23 protein-coding genes are annotated in these 22117 nt (G+C 75.2%); 12 read left to right on the top strand and 11 right to left on the bottom strand.

Annotated features, from left to right (window positions below; genetic code table 11):
• Positions 1–31 precede the first annotated feature (31 nt).
• Positions 32–856: a class I SAM-dependent methyltransferase gene (locus AC5L3Z_RS20855; RefSeq protein WP_494844351.1), complete on the top strand. Its 825-nt coding sequence runs from the start codon at positions 32–34 to the stop codon at positions 854–856.
• A gap of 307 nt (positions 857–1163) precedes the next feature.
• Here AC5L3Z_RS20855 and AC5L3Z_RS20850 read toward each other — a convergent pair whose 3' ends face one another.
• Positions 1164–1625, bottom strand: coding sequence for a DUF6069 family protein (locus AC5L3Z_RS20850; protein WP_494844349.1), 462 nt, complete (start codon positions 1623–1625; stop codon positions 1164–1166).
• Between the two features lie 185 nt (positions 1626–1810).
• Between AC5L3Z_RS20850 and AC5L3Z_RS20845 the strand changes: the two genes are divergently transcribed.
• From AC5L3Z_RS20845 to AC5L3Z_RS20825, 5 genes are all read left to right on the top strand, one after another.
• A complete protein-coding gene (locus AC5L3Z_RS20845) occupies positions 1811–2905 on the top strand; it encodes a sensor histidine kinase (protein WP_494844348.1) in 1095 nt (364 codons plus the stop codon).
• Positions 2902–3564: a response regulator gene (locus AC5L3Z_RS20840; protein ID WP_494844347.1), complete on the top strand. Its 663-nt coding sequence runs from the start codon at positions 2902–2904 to the stop codon at positions 3562–3564. The genes AC5L3Z_RS20845 and AC5L3Z_RS20840 overlap by 4 nt, the downstream gene beginning before the upstream one ends.
• Positions 3565–4010: 446 nt before the next feature.
• Positions 4011–4499: a hypothetical protein gene (locus tag AC5L3Z_RS20835; protein WP_494844346.1), complete on the top strand. Its 489-nt coding sequence runs from the start codon at positions 4011–4013 to the stop codon at positions 4497–4499.
• A 95-nt stretch (positions 4500–4594) separates the two neighbouring features.
• Complete coding sequence (locus tag AC5L3Z_RS20830; protein ID WP_494844344.1) at positions 4595–5227, top strand: class F sortase; 633 nt, start codon at positions 4595–4597, stop codon at positions 5225–5227.
• A gap of 73 nt (positions 5228–5300) precedes the next feature.
• Positions 5301–6410: a magnesium and cobalt transport protein CorA gene (locus AC5L3Z_RS20825; RefSeq protein ID WP_494844343.1), complete on the top strand. Its 1110-nt coding sequence runs from the start codon at positions 5301–5303 to the stop codon at positions 6408–6410.
• A 38-nt stretch (positions 6411–6448) separates the two neighbouring features.
• On the opposite strand, the gene AC5L3Z_RS20820 is transcribed toward AC5L3Z_RS20825, so the two are convergent.
• Positions 6449–7450, bottom strand: coding sequence for a phosphotransferase family protein (locus AC5L3Z_RS20820; protein WP_494844342.1), 1002 nt, complete (start codon positions 7448–7450; stop codon positions 6449–6451).
• Positions 7451–7559: 109 nt separating this feature from the next.
• Here AC5L3Z_RS20820 and AC5L3Z_RS20815 point away from each other — a divergent pair, with 109 nt between their 5' ends.
• The 4 genes from AC5L3Z_RS20815 (at position 7560) to AC5L3Z_RS20800 (ending at position 10762) form a co-directional block, all read left to right on the top strand.
• Entirely contained in the window at positions 7560–8330 is a 771-nt protein-coding gene (locus AC5L3Z_RS20815; RefSeq protein ID WP_494844340.1) for an SGNH/GDSL hydrolase family protein, read from the top strand.
• A gap of 77 nt (positions 8331–8407) precedes the next feature.
• Positions 8408–9154: a TIGR02452 family protein gene (locus AC5L3Z_RS20810; protein WP_494844338.1), complete on the top strand. Its 747-nt coding sequence runs from the start codon at positions 8408–8410 to the stop codon at positions 9152–9154.
• Between the two features lie 122 nt (positions 9155–9276).
• Positions 9277–9696 (top strand): YchJ family protein, encoded by a 420-nt coding sequence (locus tag AC5L3Z_RS20805; RefSeq protein ID WP_494844336.1) that lies wholly within the window; start codon positions 9277–9279, stop codon positions 9694–9696.
• 211 nt (positions 9697–9907) lie between these two features.
• Positions 9908–10762 (top strand): DUF4287 domain-containing protein, encoded by an 855-nt coding sequence (locus AC5L3Z_RS20800; protein ID WP_494844334.1) that lies wholly within the window; start codon positions 9908–9910, stop codon positions 10760–10762.
• Between the two features lie 310 nt (positions 10763–11072).
• Here the strand turns inward: AC5L3Z_RS20800 and AC5L3Z_RS20795 are convergent, their stop codons facing one another.
• From AC5L3Z_RS20795 to AC5L3Z_RS20760, 8 genes are all read right to left on the bottom strand, one after another.
• Positions 11073–12338: an MFS transporter gene (locus AC5L3Z_RS20795; RefSeq protein WP_494844333.1), complete on the bottom strand. Its 1266-nt coding sequence runs from the start codon at positions 12336–12338 to the stop codon at positions 11073–11075.
• Between the two features lie 215 nt (positions 12339–12553).
• Positions 12554–13531: a mechanosensitive ion channel family protein gene (locus tag AC5L3Z_RS20790; RefSeq protein ID WP_494844331.1), complete on the bottom strand. Its 978-nt coding sequence runs from the start codon at positions 13529–13531 to the stop codon at positions 12554–12556.
• Between the two features lie 72 nt (positions 13532–13603).
• Positions 13604–14458, bottom strand: a complete 855-nt coding sequence (locus tag AC5L3Z_RS20785; protein WP_494844329.1) for a hypothetical protein — start codon at positions 14456–14458, stop codon at positions 13604–13606.
• 47 nt (positions 14459–14505) lie between these two features.
• The gene (locus tag AC5L3Z_RS20780; RefSeq protein ID WP_494844327.1) at positions 14506–16107 is read right to left on the bottom strand and encodes a serine/threonine-protein kinase; all 1602 of its coding nucleotides are present in this window, start codon (positions 16105–16107) and stop codon (positions 14506–14508) included.
• 139 nt (positions 16108–16246) lie between these two features.
• The gene (locus tag AC5L3Z_RS20775; RefSeq protein WP_494844325.1) at positions 16247–17320 is read right to left on the bottom strand and encodes a hypothetical protein; all 1074 of its coding nucleotides are present in this window, start codon (positions 17318–17320) and stop codon (positions 16247–16249) included.
• Entirely contained in the window at positions 17317–17664 is a 348-nt protein-coding gene (locus AC5L3Z_RS20770; RefSeq protein ID WP_494844323.1) for a PadR family transcriptional regulator, read from the bottom strand. Before AC5L3Z_RS20770 ends, AC5L3Z_RS20775 begins: the two co-directional genes overlap by 4 nt.
• Positions 17665–17705: 41 nt before the next feature.
• Positions 17706–18572, bottom strand: coding sequence for an SPFH domain-containing protein (locus AC5L3Z_RS20765; protein WP_494844321.1), 867 nt, complete (start codon positions 18570–18572; stop codon positions 17706–17708).
• Between the two features lie 117 nt (positions 18573–18689).
• Positions 18690–19175 carry a MarR family winged helix-turn-helix transcriptional regulator gene (locus AC5L3Z_RS20760; RefSeq protein ID WP_494844319.1) on the bottom strand — a complete coding sequence of 162 codons (486 nt, stop codon included), beginning with the start codon at positions 19173–19175 and terminating at the stop codon, positions 18690–18692.
• A 48-nt stretch (positions 19176–19223) separates the two neighbouring features.
• On the opposite strand from AC5L3Z_RS20760, the gene pip reads away from it, so the two are divergent.
• Positions 19224–20186 (top strand): prolyl aminopeptidase, encoded by a 963-nt coding sequence (gene pip, locus AC5L3Z_RS20755; protein WP_494844317.1) that lies wholly within the window; start codon positions 19224–19226, stop codon positions 20184–20186.
• A gap of 6 nt (positions 20187–20192) precedes the next feature.
• Here the strand turns inward: pip and AC5L3Z_RS20750 are convergent, their stop codons facing one another.
• Positions 20193–21212, bottom strand: coding sequence for a LacI family DNA-binding transcriptional regulator (locus AC5L3Z_RS20750; RefSeq protein ID WP_494844316.1), 1020 nt, complete (start codon positions 21210–21212; stop codon positions 20193–20195).
• Positions 21213–21367: 155 nt separating this feature from the next.
• On the opposite strand from AC5L3Z_RS20750, the gene AC5L3Z_RS20745 reads away from it, so the two are divergent.
• Entirely contained in the window at positions 21368–21943 is a 576-nt protein-coding gene (locus AC5L3Z_RS20745) for a CGNR zinc finger domain-containing protein (protein ID WP_494844315.1), read from the top strand.
• The last annotated feature ends 174 nt before the right edge of the window (positions 21944–22117 follow it).

The raw sequence follows: 22117 nt of genomic DNA, 5'->3' as shown, positions 1-22117 counted from the left end.
CGGCGGCGGGGGTGTGTGCGACGGTCTGCCGGTGACCGACTACCGCACCCTCAACCGCGCCAACTGGGACGAGCGGGCGCCCGCCCACGCCGCCTCCCCCGACTACGCGGTGGACCGGTTCGCCGTCGACCCCGAATACCTCAGCGACGTGGTCCGCTTCGACCTGCCGCGCCTGGGTGACGTCGCCGGGCTGCGCGGGGTGCACCTGCAGTGCCACATCGGCACCGACACCGTCTCGCTGCACCGGCTCGGCGCGCGGATGACCGGGCTGGACTTCTCGCCGGCGTCCCTCGCGCAGGCCCGCGCCCTCGCCGACCGGGCCGGCGCCGCCGTCGACTTCGTCGAGTCCGACGTGTACGACGCGCCCGACGTGCTGCCGGCCGGCGGCTTCGACCTGGTCTACACCGGCGTCGGCGCGCTGTGCTGGCTGCCGGACATCCGCCGCTGGGCCCGGGTGGTCGCCGCCCTGCTGCGCCCCGGTGGCCGGCTGTTCCTGCGGGAGGGCCACCCGATGCTCTGGGCGCTGGACGAGACGCACCCGGACGGGCTCCTGACGGTGGAACACTCCTACTTCGAGCGATCCGAGCCGCTGGTGTGGGAGGAACCGGGCACCTACGTCGAGACGGACGCGACGTTCCAGCACAACACCACCCACGAGTGGAACCACGGCCTCGGCGAGGTGGTGACGGCGCTGATCGAGGCCGGCCTCGACCTGACGATGCTCCAGGAACACGACTCCGCCCCGTGGGACGCGCTGCCGGGTCGGCAGGTCCGCGACGCCGACGGCGAGTGGCGGCTGACCGACCGGCCCTGGCGGCTCGCGCAGACGTACACCCTCCAGGCCCGCAAACGGTGATGCTACCGGTGGTGGGCGTGGCGTCCCGGCCACGCCCCCGCCGGTTCCTCTGGGCCGCTCAGTAGACGTACCGGTCGAGGTCGAGCCGTGTCTCTCCCGATCACGTCACCATCCGTAGGGCGTCCTAGGAGGCTAGTTATCCGGGGTCAGCGCCTGGATCGGAGCGTCGTCGACGCACGGTAGGCAGATGTCCGATGAAGCCTGATACCTCAGAGGCATCGTGATGCCTCTGAGGTATCAGGCTTGTTGAGGTGTCCGGTTCCTCCGCGGTCACGGCGGGTCAGGAGCGTGCGGGGGCCGGGCCTGGTCAGGGAGCCGTCGGTGCCCCGACACGCTCTCCGACCGGCCCGGTCGGCAGGTGGGTGCGGCGCAGCGCCGGGATCAGCACAGCCGCCGCGGCGTGCAGGGCCACCAGGGTCACCGTCGCCGCCGCGCCCGCCCGGGCGGTCAGCGGGCCGAGCAGCGACACCAGCAGCACCACCACGGCGACCACCGTCCAAACCGTGAGCGCGCGTCGGGTGAACCTCTCCAGCACGGCGAGCAGCGCCCACCCGGCCAGGCCGGTCGCCAGCGCGGTGAGGACGACCGCGACCGGGCCGATCCGGCGATCCGTGCCGCCGCTGCGGGCGACCAGGTCGACCCCGCCGAGCGGGACGGCCACCACCCAGACGGCGAGTGCGGCGACGGTGGCGGCCACGACCGCCAGCAGCCGGTCCCGTCGACGCCGGGCACGGTCGGTGCGGGACACTCCACTGGTGAGGGTGCTCATCGGATCCACCTTTCAGGACTGGCCTTTACCGGTGTGGCGGCGCTGACCGCACGCTATGCCCGCGCGGGCCGCCGCCGGATCGGGCCGCGGTGGGGTTCCCGGGTACGACCAGCGGACCAGCCGCCGCCGCGATCTCCGTCCCGCGACCGATGAGGACCGGGGACGTGCCGGCCTAGCATCCGGGTATGTGTCGCCGGACCGGAGCCACCGTCCACCTGCTGATCGACGGCGGGATCGCCACCGTGACCCTCGGCGTCATGCTGGGCGTGCTGGCCGCCTCGGGGGCGGGCCCGGCCGCGACCGCCGTCGGGGTCGGGCTCGCCGTGGCGCAGGCCGGCTGCCTGCTGTGGTTCCGGCGCCGACCGGAGTACGCCCTGACGGCGGCGGCGCTGGCCGGCGTCGGCCTGGAGCTGGTCTGCCCCGAGCTGGGCTGGCTCGGCCTGGTCGCGGTGCCGCTGAGCTACTACGCCCGGCTGCGCCCGCCCCGGGTCTCCGTGCCGGCGTTGGCACTGCTGGTCGCCCCCACCCCGTGGAAGCTGGTCACCGGTGACAGGCGGGACCTGCTGCTCGCGGTGACCGGGGTGACCCTCGGCTGGGCGCTCGGTGAGCTGCAACGTGGCCAGGCCCGACGCCGGGAGGACCAGCGTCGCCGGGCCGTCGTGCGGGAGCGGGAACGGATCTCCCGGGAGCTGCACGACGTCGTGGCCCACCACGTCTCCGTCATCGCCGTACAGGCCGCCGCCGCCGAGGACGTCTTCGACCTGCACCCCGATCGGGCCCAGGCCGCGCTCGGCTCGATCGGCACGGCCGCCCGGTCGGCGCTGACCGAGCTGCGCGCCATGCTGCACACACTGGCCTCCGGCGACGAGGTGGACGCGGCCGGGCCGCAACCCGGGCTGGCGCAGCTCGACGCTCTGGCCGAGGCGGTCCGGAGCGTCGGCCTGCGGGTGGAGCTGCACCGTGACCGCGTCGGCGGGGCCCTGCCCGACGGGGTGGAGCTGTCGGCGTACCGGATCGTGCAGGAGTCGCTGACCAACGCGCTGAGACACGGCCGGGCCCGGCGGGCCGACGTCACCGTCCGCTACGCCGACGGCCAGCTGCGACTGGAGGTCGTCGACGACGGCACGGCGCCGCCACGGCGGCCCGACCACGCCGACGGTCAGGGCATCCTCGGCATGCGGGAGCGGGCCCGGCTGCTCGGCGGGGACCTCGACGCCGGGCCGCTGGCCACCGGGGGCTTCCGGGTCCGGGCCCGGCTGCCGGTACGGGAGGAACGATGACGATCCGGGTGGTGGTCGCCGACGACCAGGACCTGGTCCGCGCCGGCCTGGCGATGATCATCGACTCGCGGGCCGACCTGACCGTGGTCGGCGAGGCCGCCGACGGGGTGGAGGCGGTCGCGGTCGCCCGGCGGACCCGGCCCGACGTGGTGCTGATGGACGTCCGGATGCCGCGCCGGGACGGCATCGCCGCCACCCGGGACCTGGTGGCCGCCGGCAACCCGGCCCGGATCGTCATGCTCACCACCTTCGACCTCGACGAGCCGGTGTACGCGGCGCTGCGCGCCGGGGCCAGCGGGTTCCTGCTCAAGGACACCCGTCCGGCGGACCTGGCCGAGGCGGTCCGGGTGGTGGCGCGCGGCGAGGCGTTGCTCGCCCCCACCGTGACCCGGCGGCTGCTGGACCGGTTCGCCGACCGTCTGCCCGGCACGCCGGCCGTCATCGCCGGCCTGGAGACGCTGACCGCCCGGGAGGTCGAGGTGCTCACCCTGACCGCCCGCGCGCTGTCCAACGCCGAGATCGCCGCACGGCTGCACCTGAGCACCGCGACCGTGAAGACCCACCTGTCGGCGATCCTCGCCAAGCTCGGCCTGCGCGACCGGGTGCAGGCGGTGGTCTTCGCGTACGAGACGGGTCTGGTGCGCGCCGATCCCCGGTGACCGCGAGCGCCCCGGCGCGCCGGCCACCACAGTGGAGGGCACCGCCCCGTTCCTCCCGGGCAGCGCCGACCATCCCCTTCGCGGCGTCCGCCCCGGCCGTGCCCGATGCTGGCGCATCGTCCGGTCACCCGGCCCGCCATGCCGGATTGGGACCTACCGGACGGCATTTCACCAACTGGTACGTCGCCCCCGGACGGCCCGGCGCGCCCCGAACCGGACGGCCGGTACCGGGTCGGACCCGCCAGCGGGCAGTGTGGGCGGTCCTGTGCGGGCATATCCGCACCTCCCCGGCGGGAGGGAAAACACGTGACGGCAACGAAGATTTCTCATTTACACCGGACCGAGGTGCCATCCCTCCTAGTGTTGGCCACACCGGTGCTAGTCACGGAGTTGGCCACCCGAACGACGTCCCACGCAGACAGCGGACGAAAAGTGAGGGAAGACGGATGAAGGCACAGTCAGTTCTCGTATCGACGGCGCTCGGCGTGGGACTCGGCACGCTTCTGCTCCCGGCCGCCGCACTGGCGCAGACCACCGTGTCACCGGCCACCACGCCGGTCGGGGGGACGGTCGTGCTGACCACGACCACCTGCAACCCGAGGACCGGCGACGCGATCTTCCGCGTCACCGGGCCGAACCGGGACCAGAACGTCCGCTCCACCACCGCCCGGGCCGGTGGTGGGCTGAGCGCGGAACTCTTCACCGCCGGCTTCACGCTCGGCACCTACACCGTCACCACCACCTGCGGTGACGGCACCCCCGGTGGCACCGCCACCTTCACCGTCACCCCGATCGGCGCGGCTCCCGCCGGTGCCGGTGGCGACGGCGACCCCACCGGCCTGCTGGCCGCGGGCGGCGTACTCGCCGGCGCGGCCGCGCTCGGAGCGACGGTGCTGATCCGCCGCCGGCGTCGGGCGGCGGCCACCGTCGCCTGACCACTGACACACACACCATCCCTTGGGACGGGTGCCCGCACCGGTGAGGACCGGGGCGGGCACCCGGACCGCATCGCCGTCGGGGAGGTCAGGCGATGGGCGTAGCGACGAGGTTCACGCGGGCCAGGGCCGCGGTGGCGGCGCTGGCGGTGGCCGGCACCGCCGGCCTGACCCTGATCACGGTGGGGCTGACCGCCACGCCGGCCGGGCCGCCGCAGCCCGGGGCCGACGCCACCGGCGACGGCCGCAGCCGCTCCCCCGTGCCGGTGCTCACCCGGTCCGAGCCGGTCCGCCTGGAGATCCCGGCGATCGGCGTGCACGCCGAGCTCGTCGCGGTGGCCGGCGACCCGAACGGCACCCTGGAGGTGCCGCCGCTGGACCGGCCCACCGTCGCCGGCTGGTACCGCCCCGGCGTCAGCCCCGGCGAGGCCGGCAACGCGGTCGTCGTCGGACACGTCGACACCCACGACGGGCCGGCCGTCTTCTTCGACCTCGGGCGGCTGCGGCCCGGCGACACCATCCGGATCACCCGCGCCGACGGGCGGGTGGCGACGTTCGCGGTGGACGGCGTCGCGGCGTACCCGAAGAAGAACTTCCCCACCGCGCTGGTCTACGGTCCCGGCGGGCCGGGCGCGGCGCTGCGCCTGGTGACCTGCGGGGGCCGCTTCGACGCTCGCGCCCGCGACTACTCCGACAACGTGGTGGTGCGCGCCACCGCCGTCGCCTGACACCGCCTCCACCCCCACCGGCACCGCCGTACTACGGTGGGCCCTCGGGTCCGGGCGAGGCGGAGGAGGCAGGGTGGATCGGCGACCGGGTGTGGCACGACTGGTGCCCCGGCTGGAATCCGTGGTCGGCCGGCTGCTCGGCCGCGACGCCGAGGTCACCCCGCCCCGCCCCCGACGGTCCAACCCGGACGCCGTGGTGGACTGCGCCGTGTACGTCAACGGCCGCCGCGAGCCCGGCCGGCCGCACTACGCCGACGCGTACGCCCGCGCCCGCCACGGCCGCAACTCCTTCGCCTGGCTGGGGCTGCACGAGCCCGACGCGGCGGTGATGGCGGCGGTCGGCCGCACCTTCGGCCTGGACGAACTCACCGTGGAGCAGGCGCTCGCCGACGGACACCGCCCGACCGTGCAGCGACACGGCCAGGTCACCCTGCTGGTGCTGCGCACCGCCAGCTACGTCGAGCACGCCGAGTTGACCGCCACCTCCGAGGTGGTCGACACCGGAGACGTGATGGTCTTTCTCGGCGACCGGTTCGTCGTCACCGTGCGGCACGGCGCCTCGGGCGCCCTGGCCCCGGTCCGCGAGGACATCCAGAACCGTCCGACGCTGCTCGCCGAGGGACCGTGGGCCGTGGCGTACGCCGTCGCCGCCCGGATGGTCGACCTCTACCTGGAGGTCGCCGCCCACCTGGAGCACGACCTGGAACGCGTCGAGGAGAGCGTCTTCGCCCGCGAACGGGACGCCGACATCCAGCACATCTACCAGCTCAAACGGGAGCTGGTGGAGTTCAAACGGGCGGTGCTGCCGCTGCACGGGCCGCTGCGCGGACTGGTCGAGCAGCGCACGGACGGACCGCCACCGGGGCTGCGCCGCTGGTTCGCCGACGTCGAGGCGCGGCTGACCCGGGCGGTCGACCGGGTCGCCGCGTACGACGACCTGCTCAACTCGATCCTCCAGTCCCGGCTGACGCAGCTCGCCGTGGAGCAGAACAACGACATGCGCAAGATCGCCGCCTGGGCGGCGATCGCCGCCACGCAGACCGCCGTCGCCGGCGTCTACGGCATGAACTTCGCGCACATGCCCGAGCTGACCTGGAAGTACGGGTATCCGGCGGCGCTGCTGCTGATGGCGAGCGCCGCGGTCACCCTGTACCGGCTGTTCCGCCGCTCCGGCTGGCTCTGAGCGGCGCCGCCCCGGCCGGCCGCCGCCGCGCGACGGCGTCAGGGCCGGCCGAGGTCGGTCAGCTCACGGTCGAGCAGCTCCGCCAGTAGGCGGGAGCGCTCCGGGTGGGAGTGCGCGGTCATCCCGCGGCTGGGCATCTCGACGGTCATCAGCAGGTACAGGTACAGCCGGTACAGGCCCAGCCGCCGGCGCACCCCTTCGTCGCCCAGGTCGACCGGCGTGCCGGCCCGGTAGCCGTGCAGGAACGGGTCGTCGGGCTCGTCCTCGGCCCGCCGGAACAGCAGCGGCGACACCAGGTCCAGCAGCGGATCGCCGTGCAGGTGACGCTCCCCGTCGACCAGCCCGCTGAGCCGCCACCGGCCGTCCACGTCGGCGACGGCCAGCACGTTGCCGGCCCAGCCGTCGAAGTGCAGCAGCGCCGGGCGGCGTACCGCGTCGAGGACGGGCCCGTGCCGGTCGACCAGGGCCCGCAGCCGGGCCGCCGGCACGGGCAGCGGGACCTGCCAGTCGGCCGCGTCGGCGAGCAGGTCGTCCAGCATCGCGGTGAACGCCGACCGCCAGGTCGGACCGGTCGCCCGCTGCCCGTCGTAGCCGTAGCGCTCGCCGGTGACCCGGTGCAGCGCGACGAGCGCGGCGCCGAGTTCGGCGCGTACCCCGGCCACATCGACGCCGTCGGCGGCGAGGGCGGGCAGGGCCCGGCCCGGGAGCAGGGCGGTGAGCAGCCAGTCGCCGAGGACCGGGTCGCTGCCGTGGTACAGCAGCGGCGGCACCGGCACCTGCGGGGCGCGCGCGGCGACCAGGCGCAGGTAGCGCGCCTCGGCGGCGACCATGCCGCGTTCGTAGCGCAGCAGCGGCACCCGCGGCGGCGGACCGACCTTCAGCACGACGCCGCGCCCGTCGTCGAGGGTGACCCACCAGACCGCGGCGAAGCCGCCGCCGGTCAACGGACCGCAATCGGTCACCCGGGGCCGGGGGCCGAGGGACGCGGCGACGTACCGGCGGACCTGGTCCGGGTCGAGGAGGCGCTGGGTCGGGCTCATCCGGCCGCGGCGCGTGACGTCCGTGGATGTCCGGGCACCGGCCCAGGCTACCGAGGTAGGGGCGGAGGCGCGAGCCCGGTCGTCGACGGGCGGGCCTAAGCTGACGATCATGTTGTGGCAGCGCTACGTCGCGATCGGGGACAGCACCACCGAGGGGCTCGACGACCCGGACGGCGACGGGGGCTACCGGGGCTGGGCCGACCGGTTCGCCGAGGCCGTCGCCCGCACGCAGGGCGGGCTGGAGTACGCCAACCTGGCCATCCGGGGCCGGACCACCGCGAAGATCCTCGCCGAGCAGCTGCCCGTCGCCCTCGACCTCGCCCCGGACCTGTGCACGGTGGTGGCCGGGATGAACGACGTGCTGCGCCCCTCCTTCGACGCCGGCCGGATCGCCGCGGACGTGGCGACGATGCAGCGGGCCCTGGTCGGTCAGGGCGCGACCGTGCTGACCTTCACCCTGCCCGACCCGGTGCCGGTGATGCCGCTGGCCCGCCCGCTGCGCGGGCGCATCGTCGCGCTCAACGCGGCGCTGCGCCGGGTCACCGCCGACACCGGCGCCACGCTGCTGGACTTCGCCGCGCACCCGGTCGCGTCGGACCCGCGGCTGTGGAGCGAGGACCGGTTGCACGCCAACAGCGCCGGACACGAGCGGATCGCCGCGGCGCTCGCCCACACCGCCGGCCTGCCTGGGTACGACGACTCGTGGACCCGCCCGCTGGACCTCGCGCCGCGTCGGCGCGGGCAAGAGGTGCTGCGGGCCGAGCTGGCCTGGGGTCGCCGGCATCTGCTGCCGTGGGTGGCCCGGCACCTGCGGGGCCGTTCCTCCGGCGACGACCGGGTGGCGAAGCGACCGGTGCCGCTGCCGGTGGCGTTCGACTGAGCCACGCCGGTCCGTGGCGGACCGGGTCACGCCGGTCCGGGACGGACCTTTCTCGGTCGGGCCGGCATGATGGGCCGGTGAACCGGACCGAGCGGGCGGCGCTGGCCGCCGAGACCGACCGCCTCGTCGCGGCGGGCGACTACGGCGCGGTGCCGCCGTCGACCCTGCACCTGCCCGATGAGCCGCTGCCCGAACCGGGCCCGGCCGGACCGTCGAGCGTGGAGGTGACCGGCGAGACCAGCCTCGCCGCCGGCCACCGGCTGGCCGTGGCCGGCCCGGACCAGGTCGCCTGCCTGAACTTCGCCTCGGCGAAGAACCCGGGCGGCGGGTACGCCACCGGCGCGCACGCCCAGGAGGAGAGCCTCGCCCGGTCGTCGGCGCTGGCCGCCGCCCTGCGGACGGTGCCGGAGTTCTACGCGTACCACCGGGAGCACCGGGACCCGCTCTACAGCGACCGGGTGATCTACTCCCCCGACGTGCCGGTGTTCCGGGACGACTCCGGGCGACTGGTGCCGCCCTACCGGATGGCGTTCCTGACCGCGGCGGCGCCGAACGCGGGCGCGCTGCGGGAGCCGGCCGACCTGGGTGGGATGCTGCGGCGCCGGGCCGGGCGGGTGCTCGGCGTGGCGCTGGCGCACGGGCACCGGCGGCTGGTCCTCGGCGCCTGGGGGTGCGGGATGTTCCGCAACGACCCGGTCCAGGTGGCCGGCGCGTTCGCCGCCCTGCTCGGCCCGGACGGCCCGTACGCGGGCCGGTTCGACCTGGTGGTCTTCGCGGTGCCGGACGAGGCGAACCGCCGCCCGTTCGCCGCGGTCTTCGGCTGACCGGTCCTCCTGGCCCGCCCCTGCCCGAGCGGGCCCGCCCCGGCCATCGCTCGTCGGTTCCGGAGCGCCGGAACCGCCTGCCTGCCGGTCCGGGTGCGGGCCGGGTGGGGCAGGATGGCCGGGTGGCGAAACGAGGAGCCCGCCGGAGCGCGGCCGACGACCCGAACCGGCCCTGCCCGTGCGGCTCCGGGCTGCCGTACGCCGACTGCTGCGGCCCGGTACACCGCGGCGAGGGCACGGCCGGGACGGCCGAGGCGCTGATGCGCTCCCGGTTCAGCGCCTTCGCCGTCGGCGACGCCGACTACCTCCTGCGCAGCTGGCACTCCACGACCCGGCCCGCCCGGCTGCGCCTGGACCCCGGCGAGCGGTGGACCCGGCTGGAGATCCTGGACACCGACGCCGGTGGCCTCTTCGACACCACCGGCACCGTGCGGTTCCGGGCGCACTACCGCGAGTCGGGACGGGCGGGGACGCTCGACGAACGCAGCCGATTCGTCCGCGAGGACGGCCGCTGGGTCTACCTGGACGCCCTGCCCGACTGACGGGCCGACCTGCTCGCCGACGCCGCCGGCCCCGGGTTAACATGACCTCGGCGCCGTCCCGCGCCCAACCTCCTTACCGGTGCTCACGCCGCCGGCGTCGCGGAGGCAGAGGGGACCTCGGGTCCTCGGGACGCCGTGCCGCATGCCCAGGCAACGGCGGGGTCAACGGGAGCGTGAGTCCCACGGCCGCGCCGTCGACAGGGAGCATGTGATGACGCGCCAGAAGACCTTCAAGTCCCGGATCCGCGCCCGGATGGACAAGACCGGCGAAAGCTACACGACCGCCCGCCGGCACCTGCTCACCGGAGCCACACCCGCCGAGTCGCCCCAGCCCCCGTCCGAGGCGGTCCCGACGCCGGCCGAGGCGGGCCAGCCGCCGGCCGAGGCGGTCCCGACGCCGGCCGGTCCCGCCGAACCGGCCCCGACGCCGGGCGGTTCCGTCGAACCGGCCCCGGCCGCTTCCGCCGAGTCGGGCCCGGCGGCGGCCGGGATCTCCGCGCCAGCCGCCGGGGCCGGACAGACCGACCGGATCTCCGAGGCGATGATCCGGGAACGCACCGGCCGCACCTGGGACGGATGGTTCACCCTGCTCGACGAGTGGGGCGGGACCCAGCGCACCCACACCGAGATCGCCCGCTGGCTGGTGACCGCCCACGAGGTGCCCGGCTGGTGGGCGCAGGCCCTCACTGTCGGGTACGAGCAGGCGCGCGGGCTCCGCGCCCCCGGGCAGCGTCGCGACGGCCGGTGGGAGGCCGGCGGCAGCCGGACGGTGGCCGTACCGGTGCAGCGTCTGTTCGAGGCGTTCGCCGACGAGACGCTGCGCCGGCGGTGGCTGCCCGACGTGGAGATCCGGGTACGGACGGCGACCGCGCCGAAGACCTTCCGCGCCGACTGGGCGGGCGGGCCGACCCGGATCGTGGCCGGGTTCACCGCGAAGGGCGAGGCGAAGGCACAGGTGGCGGTGGTGCACGAGAAGCTCGCCGACGCCGAGGAGGCGGCCCGGCTCAAGGGCTACTGGCGGGACCGGCTGGCCGCGCTCAAGCAACTGCTGGAGTCCGGGAAGTGAACCGGCACCAGCCGGCGACTGCCTGACCGGGCGCGCCCAGGGCCGCTCCGCCCCCTGGCCCGAACGGAATCGGACACCAGCAGAGGCGTGATACCTCACAGGCATATTGATGCCCCTGAGGTATCACGCCTCACCCGGCATCCCCTCCCCACGCCGTCGACGCGGCACGCACCACCGTCCCTGCCAACAGCCGGCAGGCACCGACCAGGTCAGCCAAGGACGACCGCGCGCCCCGACGCCAGGGCCGGGGCGGGGCCAGGGCGGGGCCAGGCCGAGGCGGGGCCGAGGGCCGAAAGCGGAACGCTGCGGGTCAGACCGGCCGGCCGCCGTGCCCGGCCACCGGCTCCGGCAGCGCCCGAGGCGGCGGCTGCCCGTCCGCCGGACGCAGCAACCAGAGCACCACCACCAGGTACGGCACGGCCGCCACCGCGAAGGCGAACGCGTTGCCGCCCGCGGCGGCGAGCAGGGCGTAGCCGCCGTAGACGGCGATGACGGCGACGTCGGTGGCCATTCCCGCCACCGAGGTGACCGTGGCCCGGCCGGGCCCGGCGATCCGGGCCTGCAACCGGGCGTCGGCGAGCACCGTCGCCAGCTGGAAGGCGCAGAACGCGACGCCGATCAGCGCGAAGCCGGCCGGGTGCCGGACCAGCGCTCCGGCGGCCAGCGCCCCAGCGGCGACGGCAACCAGCGCGGCGTACCCGCGGGTGGTCAGCCGCGCCCCCGCCGGGGCGAGCAGCCCACCCGCGGTGACCCCGACCCAGAGGAGCAGGAGCAGCAGCGGCACCGTCGACCCGGCGACGCCGGTGTCCCGGGCCAGCAGCGGCGTGTACTCGTCGAGGGCGCCCCAGACGGCGCTCACCGCCGGGACCAGCAGCAGCGCGGCGCGTACCCGTCGGTCGGCCCGGGCTTCGGCGAGCCCGGCCCGTAGGCTCGCGAGCCAGCCCAGCTCGTCGCCGTCGTCCGGGGCGCCCGGCGGCGCGGCCGCTGCCGGGCGGTGTTCGGGCAGGCGGGTGGCGACGGCGGCGGCCAGCAGGCCGGCCAGGACGCTGGCCGCGCCGACGGCCGGGTAGCCGCCGAGGGCGAGCACCGGACCGGCGAGGGCGATCGAGGCGAGGGCGCCGAGCACCCCGGCCGTCTTCGCCCGGCCCATGGTGCGGGCGTACCGGCCGGCGGCGCCGAGGCGGTCCAGTTCGGTGAAGACCAGCGCTTCGAGGGCGCCGGAGGTGAGCGCCCCGCCGGCTCCCCAGAGGACGAACCCGACGGCGAACGCCCACCAGGACGGCGTCAGCACCCACAGGGCGAAGCCGGCGCCGGCGAGCACCGGCCCCAGGCAGACCAGCAGCCGGCGAGAGACCGCGTCGGCCCAGGCGCCGGAGGGCACCTCCAGCACGATGCTGGTCGCCGACCAGATCACGAAGAGCGCGGAGATCTCGCCGATCGACAGGCCGGTGTCGCTGAACAGCAGCGCGTAGACCGGGTAGAGCAGCACGCAGTCGGTGAGGAACGCGTAGGCGTAGAGCGTGGCCGCGAGGCGGCGGACGCGGGGGTCGGACACCCGCGTGGCGGTGATGGGCATGACGGCCTTTCCACGGGACGGTACGGACGCCGGAGAGGTACGGCGTCCGCGGTGGCCCGCGGGTGCGGCCTTCGGTTACGGATCAACATCGCCAGGTCATGCCGCCGATGCTAAACGGCGTCGGGCCCGGCGGCGATCCCGTTACGCGGGACGCCGGCCGGACGCGAACCGGGGTGGGACCCCTGCTGGGCCCCACCCCGGTCGGCGCGGATCGGTCAGCGGCGGGACCTGTCGACGTCCCCCTGCGGGATGATCATGGTGGACTCGTTGTCGGCCGGCGTCGGCTCGTCGTGCGTCGGGGTCGACTGCCGCGGCGCCACCGGCTGGGTGGCGTCCGGGCCGGCGTACGGGGCGACCGGCTGGGTCAGCTCCGCCTCGTCGGCGCGGGGCACCACCTGGGTACGGTCCGCGTCGTCGTCGCGGGGCACCGGCTGGGTGCGCTCGGCCTCGTCGTACGCGGTGACCGGCGGCGCCAGGTGGGCGCGCACGTCCCGCTTGCCGGCCTGGTACGCCCGGGCGTGCGTCGCGATCAGCTGCGACTCCTGCTCGGCGCGGGTCAGCCAGGACTCCCACCGGCTCTGCATCGGCCGGACCAGCCCGCCGCCGACACCGACGATCAGGATGCCGCCGATGGTGGCGAGGACGGCGATCAGCACCGGGGTGGTCACCGCGGTGGCGACACCGATCTGGTTGAGCGCGGCGATGACGCCCAGGCCGAGGAGGAACACCGAGGCGATGTTGGCCAGCACCCGCCCGTAGGAGAGGCCGCCGAGGGCGCTGCTGATGATGTCCTTCACGGCGGTGGCGATCGCGGCGGCCACCACCACGATGACGATCGCGACGAACGCCCGCGGCAGCCAGGCGATGACCCCCGCGATCAGGTCGGAGATCGGGTTCGGCCCCCAGATGCCGAAGGCGAGCTGGAGGGTGACCAGCAGGACCCCGTAGTAGGCGAGCTTGGCCACGATGTCGCTGGCGTCGTAGCGGGAGCGGGCCAGCGCGGTCTTGATACCGCCCCGCTCGACCGCCTTGTCGAAGTGCACCCGCTCGAGCACCTTGTCCACGATCTTCAGCACGGCCTTGGCGATCAGCCAGCCCACCACCAGGATCGCCACGAAGGCGACGGCCTTGGGCAGGAAGAGCATCACGGCGCGGAGGGCGTCACCTACCGCGTCGCCGAAGTTGTCTTTCATGTAGGCCCTCCACACGGTCCGTCGGGTCGGTCGGTCCGGGACCTACCCCGGCCCGGATCCGGGGAAACGTTCTCACGGCCGGCGGCAGGTGTAGCTGACCTGCGTCGCGGCCTGGGTCGGGGTGGGCGAGACGATGTTGACGGTGGCCGTCTCGGTGGTGCTGCCGACGCCGCTGAACGTCCACTTCAGGGTGAACGTCGCGGTCCGCTGTCGCCAACCGGTGCGCTCGGTGAGGATCGCGCCGGGCGACGAGCCGGAGCGAAGCCACTGGTATTCGATGACGCCGCCCCGGCCGTTGGTGTCCACGGTGGCCACCACCTCCACGGTCACGTCGCACCGGTTGCCGGCGGGCTGCGGCACGGCCACCCGCACACCGGTGACCTCCAGTGGGCTGAGCCGCTCCCACAGCCAGAACCCGACCGCGGCGACCAGCGCCACGGTGAGCAGCGCGGAGAGCACGGCGGTGATCCGCCGGCGCAGCGGGCGGGACCGGCGCGGCGCCGCCACCGGCCAGGCGGGAGCCGCCGGCACGCCCGGCCCGAACCGCACCTCGCCGACGTGGGTGACCGGCGCCGCAGCAGCCGGTACGCCCCGGCCGGTGGCCGCCGCGCCGACCGTCGACGCGGTCGCCCCGGCGGTGGTGTCGTCGAGGTGGGTGACCGCGACCGGTTCCCGCCGCACGGTCTCGTCGACGCGGCCGAGGGTGGTGGCCTCCGCCGCCGTCAGCCGCACGGTCGCGTCACCGGCGAGGTCACCCGCCGCGACGTGGGCGGTCGGCTCGCCCGCTGCCAGCTGCACGGTGGGTTCTCCGGCCGACCGTGGCCCGGGCGTCGGCCGTGCGGTCGGCCGCTCCGGCACCTCCGACAGGTGGGCGGTGGGTTCGTCCCGGGCGGGCAGCGCCCCGCCCCGCTCGTCCGGCGTGGTCATCCCGGTTCACCTTCCGTCACGGACCGTCGTGGTTGCACGGCCGTCCCCTAGCCGAGGACGCAGAGCGAGTCGAGCGACACGTACACCGGTCCCGCCGGCGGGGAGGCGTTGCCGGCGGCGTCAACGGCGGTCACCTCGATCGGGATGCGGGTGTCCGACCTCGGCGCGGGCAGGTCGCCCAGGGTGCCCTGGAACACGTCGCTCCCGACGGGCCCCATGGGCACCTCACGGGTGACGCCCTCCAGGGTGTAGCGGAAGACGACGCGCAGCTTGTCCGCGGTGGTGCGGTCGTCGGAGACGGTCGCGGTGACCGTGCTCGACCGGTCCCCGAACGGGCACCCCCGGGGTTCGAGCTGGGTGGGGCTGGCGTCGACCTTGCCGACGATCGGCGCGGTGGCGTCCTGCGGCGCCGACGGACTGGCCGGCGGGAGCGAGCCGGAAATCGCGGTGCGGCGGGGGGTGGGCGTCGCCCTGGCGCCGGCGCTCTCGCTGGAATCGGCGGTGGCGCCGGAAGGGGACGGCGCGCCCGTGCTGGCCGGCGCGGCGGTGGGCGGGCTCGGGGTGAGCAGGGTGATGGCGGAGGAGCCCTTGCCCGCCGCGGTCAACGCCGACGAGTCGTTCCGGGCAGCGTAGGTCAGGCCCGCTCCCCCGACGAGCAGGGCGGCAACCAGTCCGATCCCGAGCAGCGCGCCCCGGCCCCTGCCGCGCGCCGGCGTCGGCTGCTCGGCACCGAGGGTGGTGCTGGCCAGGCTGGTGGTGCCGTCGACCCGGTCGGGGAACGGGAAGAGCGCCGCGAGCAGGGCGGCCCGGCGAGCCAGCTCGCGCAGGCCCCGCTCCTCCCAGTCCTCGCCGTACGCGTCGCCGGCGGCCTGTTCCAACCGGGCGAGGAAGACGTCGGCCGGTTGCGGTCGGTCGGCGGGCTGCTTGGCCATGCCCTGCCGGAGCAGGTCGTGCACGGGCGGCGGGGCCGGATCGGTGGGGATCGGCGCCTGCGTGTGCTGGTCGCGCAGGGTGATCAGGTCCCGCCCGTCGTACGGGGGGCGGCCGGTGAGGCACTCGTAGAAGGTGGCCGTGGCGGCGTAGATGTCGCAGGCGGGACCGGCCGGCGCGCCGGTCCACTGTTCGGGGGCCAGGTAACGGGGGGTGCCGCTGACCGACCCGCCGGAGTCCTCGCCCACCGGCACGGCGATGCCGAAGTCGGCGAGCTTGCTCCGCCCGTCGACGCCGACCAGCACGTTCTCGGGTTTGTAGTCGCGGTGCACCACGCCACGGGCGTGCGCGGCGGCGAGCCCGGCGAGGGAGCCCTTGAGGACGCAGAGCGCCGCCTCCGGCTCGGTGGGGCCGTGGGCGCGGAGCATCTGCCGCAGGCTGACGCCGTTGACGAGTTCCATCACGATGGCCGCGCCGGCCGGCGACTCGGCGTACTCGTAGAGCCGGGACACGTTCGGGTCGTCGACCTCGACGAGCAGGCGGGCCTCGGCGCGGAAGGCTTCCCGGAACGACGGGTCGTCACCGACGGCGCGGGTCAGGTACTTGATCGCGACGGGAGTGCCGGTCGCGTCGTGGGTGGCCAGCAGCACCCGGCCGGAGGCACCGGCGCCGAGTTGCCGGACCGGGGTGTAGCCGGACAGCTGCCAGTCGCCGGTCACGCGACGGTCTCCCCACTCGGTCGGAAATGGACACGGATCAGGGGCACCCGAGCATTGTGGTCCATTCACGCAACCGTTGCCTTCCCCGGGTCCGGACGACGGCGGGCCGGGACCGGGTGCCGCCCAGTCGGCGGGCCGCTCAGTCGGCGGGCCGCTCGCGGTCCGCGGCCCGGCCGAGGCGCAGCATCCGCAGGGTCTCCTCCCGACGCCGGACGATCAGCACCCCGGCCAGGAAGGTCACCGGGGGCACCAGCACGAGCAGGGCCCACTGGGCCGGCACGAGCGGGATCGCGTGACCCAGGTGCCGGGTGGACGTCATCCACCCGCCGAGCGTCGTGTCGATGGACACGATCAGCGCCGGCACCGGCATGAGCAGGACGACCACGCGTCGTCGTACCGGCGGGGCGAGCGTGGCGAGGCTGCCGAGCAGGGCGAGCGCGGCGCCGGCCAGGGCGGCGACGTAGAGCCAGATCACCCACTCGGCACCGGCCTCGAGACCGTAAAGCACGTACAGGGTGGTCGGGCCGGTGTTGTCGAACGCGGGGCTGGTGTGCCGGTTGAGCAGCAGCACCGCCGCCATGGTCAGCGGTGCGGCGGCGAGGACGACGAGCCGGCGCACCCCCAGCACCTCGACGGCGCGGCGGCCGGGCGCCGACACGACGAGGGCACCGGCCGTGACCACGGCGAGCAGGAGCTGCGGCAGGGTGTCGACCACGTAGGTGGGGTTGTCGGTGACCTGCGGCGCGACCAGCACCGCCCAGGCGAGCACGCCGGTGGCGGCGAGCGCGGCGGCGACCCGCCGCCGGCCGAGCAGCGCGGCGAGGCAGACCCCGGCCCAGCCGAGCAGCCGTAGCCAGTCGACCGCGTCGGCGCCGGGCACGACGGCGGTCGGGGGCAGCCGGGGGTCGACGGCCAGCCGGGTGAGCAGCGCGTGCCCGGCCAGGGCGAGGAGCATCAGGCCGGTGACCAGGCCGGTGACGGCGGAGGCGTCGGCCCAGGCGGGGTCGGTCAGCCCGCGCGCGGTGATCCGCAGCCGGGCGCGCAGGCCGGCGGCGACGAGGTCGACCGTCTCGGCGGGTGAGGGCCGGCGTTGCCCCGGTCGGGCGCCGGCCAGCAGCACGGCGAGCATCTCCTCCTCGTACACCCGGCGGTGTTCCCAGGGGTGGACGGCGAGCAGCCGACGGTAGCGGGTCTCCAGGTCGCGGTGGGTCACGCGGCACCGCCGGAGGGCAGCAGGTCCCGGCGGCGCAGCCGGGCCGCGGCGGCGTCGGCGTTGGCCCGCAGCCGGGCGGCCTCCTCGGCCAGCCGGCGGGCGCCCAGCGCGGTGAGCCGGTAGTAGCGGCGCAGCCGGGACTGCACGACCTCCTCCCGGTCCACCTCGATCAGTCCGTCGGCGCGCAGCCGGTCGAGCACGGCGTAGAGGGTGCCGGCCCGGAGCCGGACCCGGCCGTCGGAGATGCGCAGGACGTCCTCCACCACGCCGTAGCCGTGCTGGGGGGTTTCCGCCAGGGCGGTGAGGATCAGGAACGTGGGTTCCCGCATCGGGGCGTCACTCATGGCGACAGCATATATCCGCTACCGGTATATGCGCTGTCCCGTCAGCGCCGCTCCTCGCGGCGGTGGCCGTCCCCGGCGACGCTCGGCAGCGGCGGCTCCGCCGACTCCGCCGACTCCGCCGGACCCACCGGGCCGGCGCCGCCGGGCGCCAACCGGTCGAAGAAGCGCAGCAGCTCCACCGGGAAGGGCATCACCAGGGTGCTGTTCTTCTCCGCCGCCACGTCCACCACGGTCTGCAGCAGCCGCAGCTGGTAGGCCCCGGGCGTCTCGGCCATCGCCCGCGAGGCGTCGGCAAGCCGCCGCGACGCCTGGAACTCGCCGTCGGCCGCGATGACCCGGGCCCGGCGTTCCCGCTCCGCCTCCGCCTGCCGGGACATCGAGCGCTTCATCCCCTCCGGCAGCGAGACGTCCTTCACCTCCACCCGCTCGATCAGCAGCCCCCACGGCTTCTCGGTGGGCGCGTCGATCACGGCCTTGAGTTCGGCGTTGACCCGGTCCCGGTCGCCGAGCACCGTGTCCAGGTCGGCCTTGCCGATGACCGACCGCAACGCGGTCTGCGCCACCTGGAGCACCGCCGACGGGTAGTCGTGGACGTTGACCAGCGCCTTCACCGGGTCGACGACCCGGTAGTAGACGACCGCGTCGACGGTGAGGGTCACGTTGTCGCGGGTGATGGCGCCCTGGGCGGGTACCCCGATGACGGTGGTCTGCATGCTGACCCGGACCATCCGGTCGGCGATCGGCACGATGAACCGCAGCCCGGGTTCCCGGATCCCCTCCAGCACCCGTCCGAAGCGGAACACGATGCCCCGCTGGTACTGCTGCACCATCCGTACGCTCAGCGCCAGCAGCAGCGCGACGACGGCGACGACGATGACCAGGCCGACGACACCGGTGGCGGCTCCCATGACCCCCTCGATCCCGGAGGCGCCCGCCTCCCGGCGCCGCGCATACCCACCCCGGCACCGGCCATGCCCGCATCCTGCCGGCCCACGTCCGGTGTGCCCGTGCGGCCGTCGGGTCGGTCAGGTCGTGGACTCGGACAGCACGTCGGCGATCCGCTGGCGCATCGGACGCCGACCCAGGGCGGCGAGCGCCTCGTCGACGACCCGGCTCAGCGGGTACGACAGCTCCGCCTCGAGCCTGCCGGCCGCCTCGGTGGTCGCCGCCCACTCCGCGTCGAGCACCGGCAGCAGCGACTCGGCGCGGCCGGTCAGGTGGACGATGCGCTGCCGGCCGTCGTCCCCGGGAGCGAGGGTGACCAGGCCCTCCCTCGCCATCTGCGCCACCGTCTGGCTGGCGGCGGAGTGCGTCACGCCGGTGGCCCGGGCCAGGTCGCGGATCGCGGCGGGGCCGGTCCGGGCCAGCGCCCGGATCACCGGGGTGAAGCGGGGCCGGAACCCGGGCAGGCCCACATCGGCGTAGCTGGCGGCGACGGCCCCGTCGAGCAGCTCCAGCAGGTGGCGCAGCCGGGTGCCGAGCAGTTCCGGGCCGGGCGGGCGTTCGGACATGTGGCGTAATGTAACAGCGCTGTTGTATCTGGCCGAGGGGAAGGCGCGATGGACGAGCGGTATCCGCCGATCGAACCGTACGAGCACGGCATGCTCGACGTCGGTGACGGCAACGCCGTCCACTGGGAGGCCTGCGGCAACCCGCACGGCACACCCGCCCTCGTCGTGCACGGCGGGCCGGGGTCGGGCTGCGGCACCGAGGTCCGCCGCTTCTTCGACCCGGACCGCTACCGGGTGATCCTGTTCGACCAGCGCGGCTGCGGCCGCAGCACGCCGCACGCGAGCGACCCGGCCACGCCGATGCGGCACAACACCACGCACCACCTGGTCGCCGACATGGAACGGCTGCGCGAGCACCTGGGCGTCGACCGCTGGCTGCTGCACGGCGGCTCGTGGGGGTCCACCCTCATCCTCGCGTACGCCGAGCGGCACCCCGACCGGGTCTCCGCGATCGTCATCGCCGCCGTCACCATGAGCCGCCGCTCGGAGATCGACTGGCTCTACCGGGGAGTCGGCCGGTTCTTCCCCGAGCAGTGGGACCGCTTCCTCGCCGGCGCCCCGGGCACCCCGCGCGACGGCGACGTGGTGGCCGCGTACGCCCGGCTGCTGGAGGACCCCGACCCGGCGGTGCGGGAGCGGGCCACCATCGACTGGTGCGCCTGGGAGGACGCGGTGGTCTCGGCGGAGACGAAGGGCGCGCACAACCCGTACGGCGACCGCCCGTCGGCCGCCCGCACCGCCATGGTGCGGATCTGCTCCTGGTACTTCTCGCACGGCGTCTGGCTGGAGGAGGGCGAGCTGCTACGCGACGCGCACCGGCTGGCCGGCATCCCCGGCGTGCTGATCCACGGCCGGCTCGACCTGGGCGGTGGGATCGTCACCGCGTGGGAGCTCCACCAGGCCTGGCCGGACTCGGAGCTGATCGTGGTCGAGGAGGCGGGACACCTGGGCACCGCCGAGACGCGGCACCACGTCGTGCGCGCCCTGGACCGGTTCGCCGCCGGCGGCTGACCGCGACTACCCGCGCCCGCCCCGCCCCGGACCGCCACGGCCCGCCCGCGCTGAGGCCGTGACGCCGCAGCTCTCCCGCGCCAGCACCGCGTGCGGGGCGGTGACCTGGACGACGGCGGCGTCCGGGTGGCTGATCCGGGCGACGATCCGGGCGACGGCCTCGCGGGCGATGAAGGCGGTGTCGGCCGAGACGGTGCTCAGGGCCGGGCGGGAGTAGCGCCCCTCCTCGAGGTCGCCGACGCCGATGACGGCGAGGTCCTCGGGAACGCTGAGTCCGGCATCGAAGACGGCCCGCATGGCGCCGATCGCCAACAGGTCCGAGAAGCAGAAGAGGGCGTCCGGGCGCCGCCGGTGGTCCAGCAGCTCCCGCGCGGCGCGGTAGCCGTCGGCGCGCCGGTGGCGCCGGGCCGGTCGCAGGTATCCCGGCGGCGGTGCGAGCCCGGCGCGGCGCATCGCCGCCCGGTAGCCGGCGGTGCGCGGCTGGGCGGTGGCGGCGGAGCCGGGTGGGTGGGCGCCGATGGCGGCGATGTCGCGCCGGCCCGAGGCCAGGAGGTGCTCGGTCGCGTCCCGGGCGGCGCGGGCGTGGTCGATCGCGACGTGGTCGCAGCGCCCGTCGCCGCTCTCGCCGAGCAGCACGACCGGGGTCCCGGCCGCGGCGCGCGCCTCGACCAGCCTGGGCGCCGGGGCAGCGGCGCCCAGCAGCACCCCGTCGACCGGCGTCGGGCGGGCGGGTGAGGGCTCCGGGTCGGCCGCGATCTGTTCGACGCTGACCCGGTAGCCGCGCCGCGCGGCGGCGTCGGTGACCTCCCGCGCGAGTTCGTCGGCGTACGGCAGGTCGACCGCCGACACGACCAGGGCGAGCATTCCGCTGCGTCCGGTGCGCAGGTGGCGCGCGGCGGCGTTGGGCCGGTAGCCGAGTTCCTCGACCGCCGCCCGGACCCGGTGGCGGACGGCCGCGCTGACGTGGGGATAGCCGTTCACGACGTTGGAGACCGTCTTCACCGACACGTCGGCGAGCCGTGCCACGTCCCTGAGCGTGGCACCCATGACTCCCCCTCCCGCCCGTGCCGCCCCGGCATCTCACACCGGCGAAACCGTTTTGCCGGTGTACACAAGAGACCATGGCAAGAGCCAGTCACACCTGTCAAGGCATTACGCTGGTGTGACGAGGGAGGTCGCCCGTGACGGAGGAGGCAGCGGTCCCGCCCGCCGCCCGACTGGTACGCGACTTCGTCAACACCTTCGAGCCGCAGGTCGACGAGGAGTCCCTGACCACGCCCGACCGGCTGCGCGACTGGTTCGCGGCGCAGGGGCTGATCCGCGCCGACGCGCGCCTGCGCCCGGCGGACCTCGCCGTCGCCAGGACGATTCGGGAGGGTCTGCGCGCGGTACTCCTGGGCCACGCCGGTCACCCCACCGATCCCACGGCGGTCGCGGCGCTCAACCAGGCCCTGGCCGGGGTGCCCGTCCGGCTGACCTTCACCGACGGCGGCCACCAGTTCGTCGCCGCCGGAGCCACCGCCTTCGACCAGGCCCTGGCGCAGCTCGTCAACGCGATCCGGCGGTGCGGCGAGGACCACACGTGGCCGCGGCTCAAGGTGTGCGACCGCGACACGTGCCGCTGGGCCTACTACGACGCCTCCCGCAACCAGGCCCGCCGCTGGTGCTCCATGGCCGGGTGCGGCAACTACGTCAAGATGCGCCGAGCCTCCCTGGCCCGCCGCGGCCGCGCCCGGCCGGCGACGGCCGGCGACTGACCCCAGCCTCCACCGCGACGCGATCCCGCGCCGCGTCGACCCTCGCGGGCCAGGGTCGGTCCATTCGCAACTGATCAACGTGGGCCTCTAGCGCTCCGGCCGTCGATGGCAATATCCTCCACGTCACGCACGACCGTTGGAGTTCCTTTTCATCGCCCCCCCAGCCCCGCCGGC

It is taken from the genome of Micromonospora sp. LZ37, from assembly GCF_059359015.1.
This window is presented reverse-complemented; position numbering and strand designations above follow the sequence as displayed.

Bases quoted from the DNA above. Each gene is read 5' to 3' on its own strand.
- AC5L3Z_RS20850 (WP_494844349.1), bottom strand. From the start codon at position 1,625: ATGAGCACCCTCACCAGTGGAGTGTCCCGCACCGACCGTGCCCGGCGT.
- AC5L3Z_RS20845 (WP_494844348.1), top strand. From the start codon at position 1,811: ATGTGTCGCCGGACCGGAGCCACCGTCCACCTGCTGATCGACGGCGGG.
- AC5L3Z_RS20840 (WP_494844347.1), top strand. From the start codon at position 2,902: ATGACGATCCGGGTGGTGGTCGCCGACGACCAGGACCTGGTCCGCGCC.
- AC5L3Z_RS20835 (WP_494844346.1), top strand. From the start codon at position 4,011: ATGAAGGCACAGTCAGTTCTCGTATCGACGGCGCTCGGCGTGGGACTC.
- AC5L3Z_RS20830 (WP_494844344.1), top strand. From the start codon at position 4,595: ATGGGCGTAGCGACGAGGTTCACGCGGGCCAGGGCCGCGGTGGCGGCG.
- AC5L3Z_RS20820 (WP_494844342.1), bottom strand. From the start codon at position 7,450: ATGAGCCCGACCCAGCGCCTCCTCGACCCGGACCAGGTCCGCCGGTAC.
- AC5L3Z_RS20815 (WP_494844340.1), top strand. From the start codon at position 7,560: ATGTTGTGGCAGCGCTACGTCGCGATCGGGGACAGCACCACCGAGGGG.
- AC5L3Z_RS20800 (WP_494844334.1), top strand. From the start codon at position 9,908: ATGACGCGCCAGAAGACCTTCAAGTCCCGGATCCGCGCCCGGATGGAC.
- AC5L3Z_RS20795 (WP_494844333.1), bottom strand. From the start codon at position 12,338: ATGCCCATCACCGCCACGCGGGTGTCCGACCCCCGCGTCCGCCGCCTC.
- AC5L3Z_RS20790 (WP_494844331.1), bottom strand. From the start codon at position 13,531: ATGAAAGACAACTTCGGCGACGCGGTAGGTGACGCCCTCCGCGCCGTG.
- AC5L3Z_RS20785 (WP_494844329.1), bottom strand. From the start codon at position 14,458: ATGACCACGCCGGACGAGCGGGGCGGGGCGCTGCCCGCCCGGGACGAA.
- AC5L3Z_RS20770 (WP_494844323.1), bottom strand. From the start codon at position 17,664: ATGAGTGACGCCCCGATGCGGGAACCCACGTTCCTGATCCTCACCGCC.
- AC5L3Z_RS20765 (WP_494844321.1), bottom strand. From the start codon at position 18,572: ATGGGAGCCGCCACCGGTGTCGTCGGCCTGGTCATCGTCGTCGCCGTC.
- AC5L3Z_RS20760 (WP_494844319.1), bottom strand. From the start codon at position 19,175: ATGTCCGAACGCCCGCCCGGCCCGGAACTGCTCGGCACCCGGCTGCGC.
- pip (WP_494844317.1), top strand. From the start codon at position 19,224: ATGGACGAGCGGTATCCGCCGATCGAACCGTACGAGCACGGCATGCTC.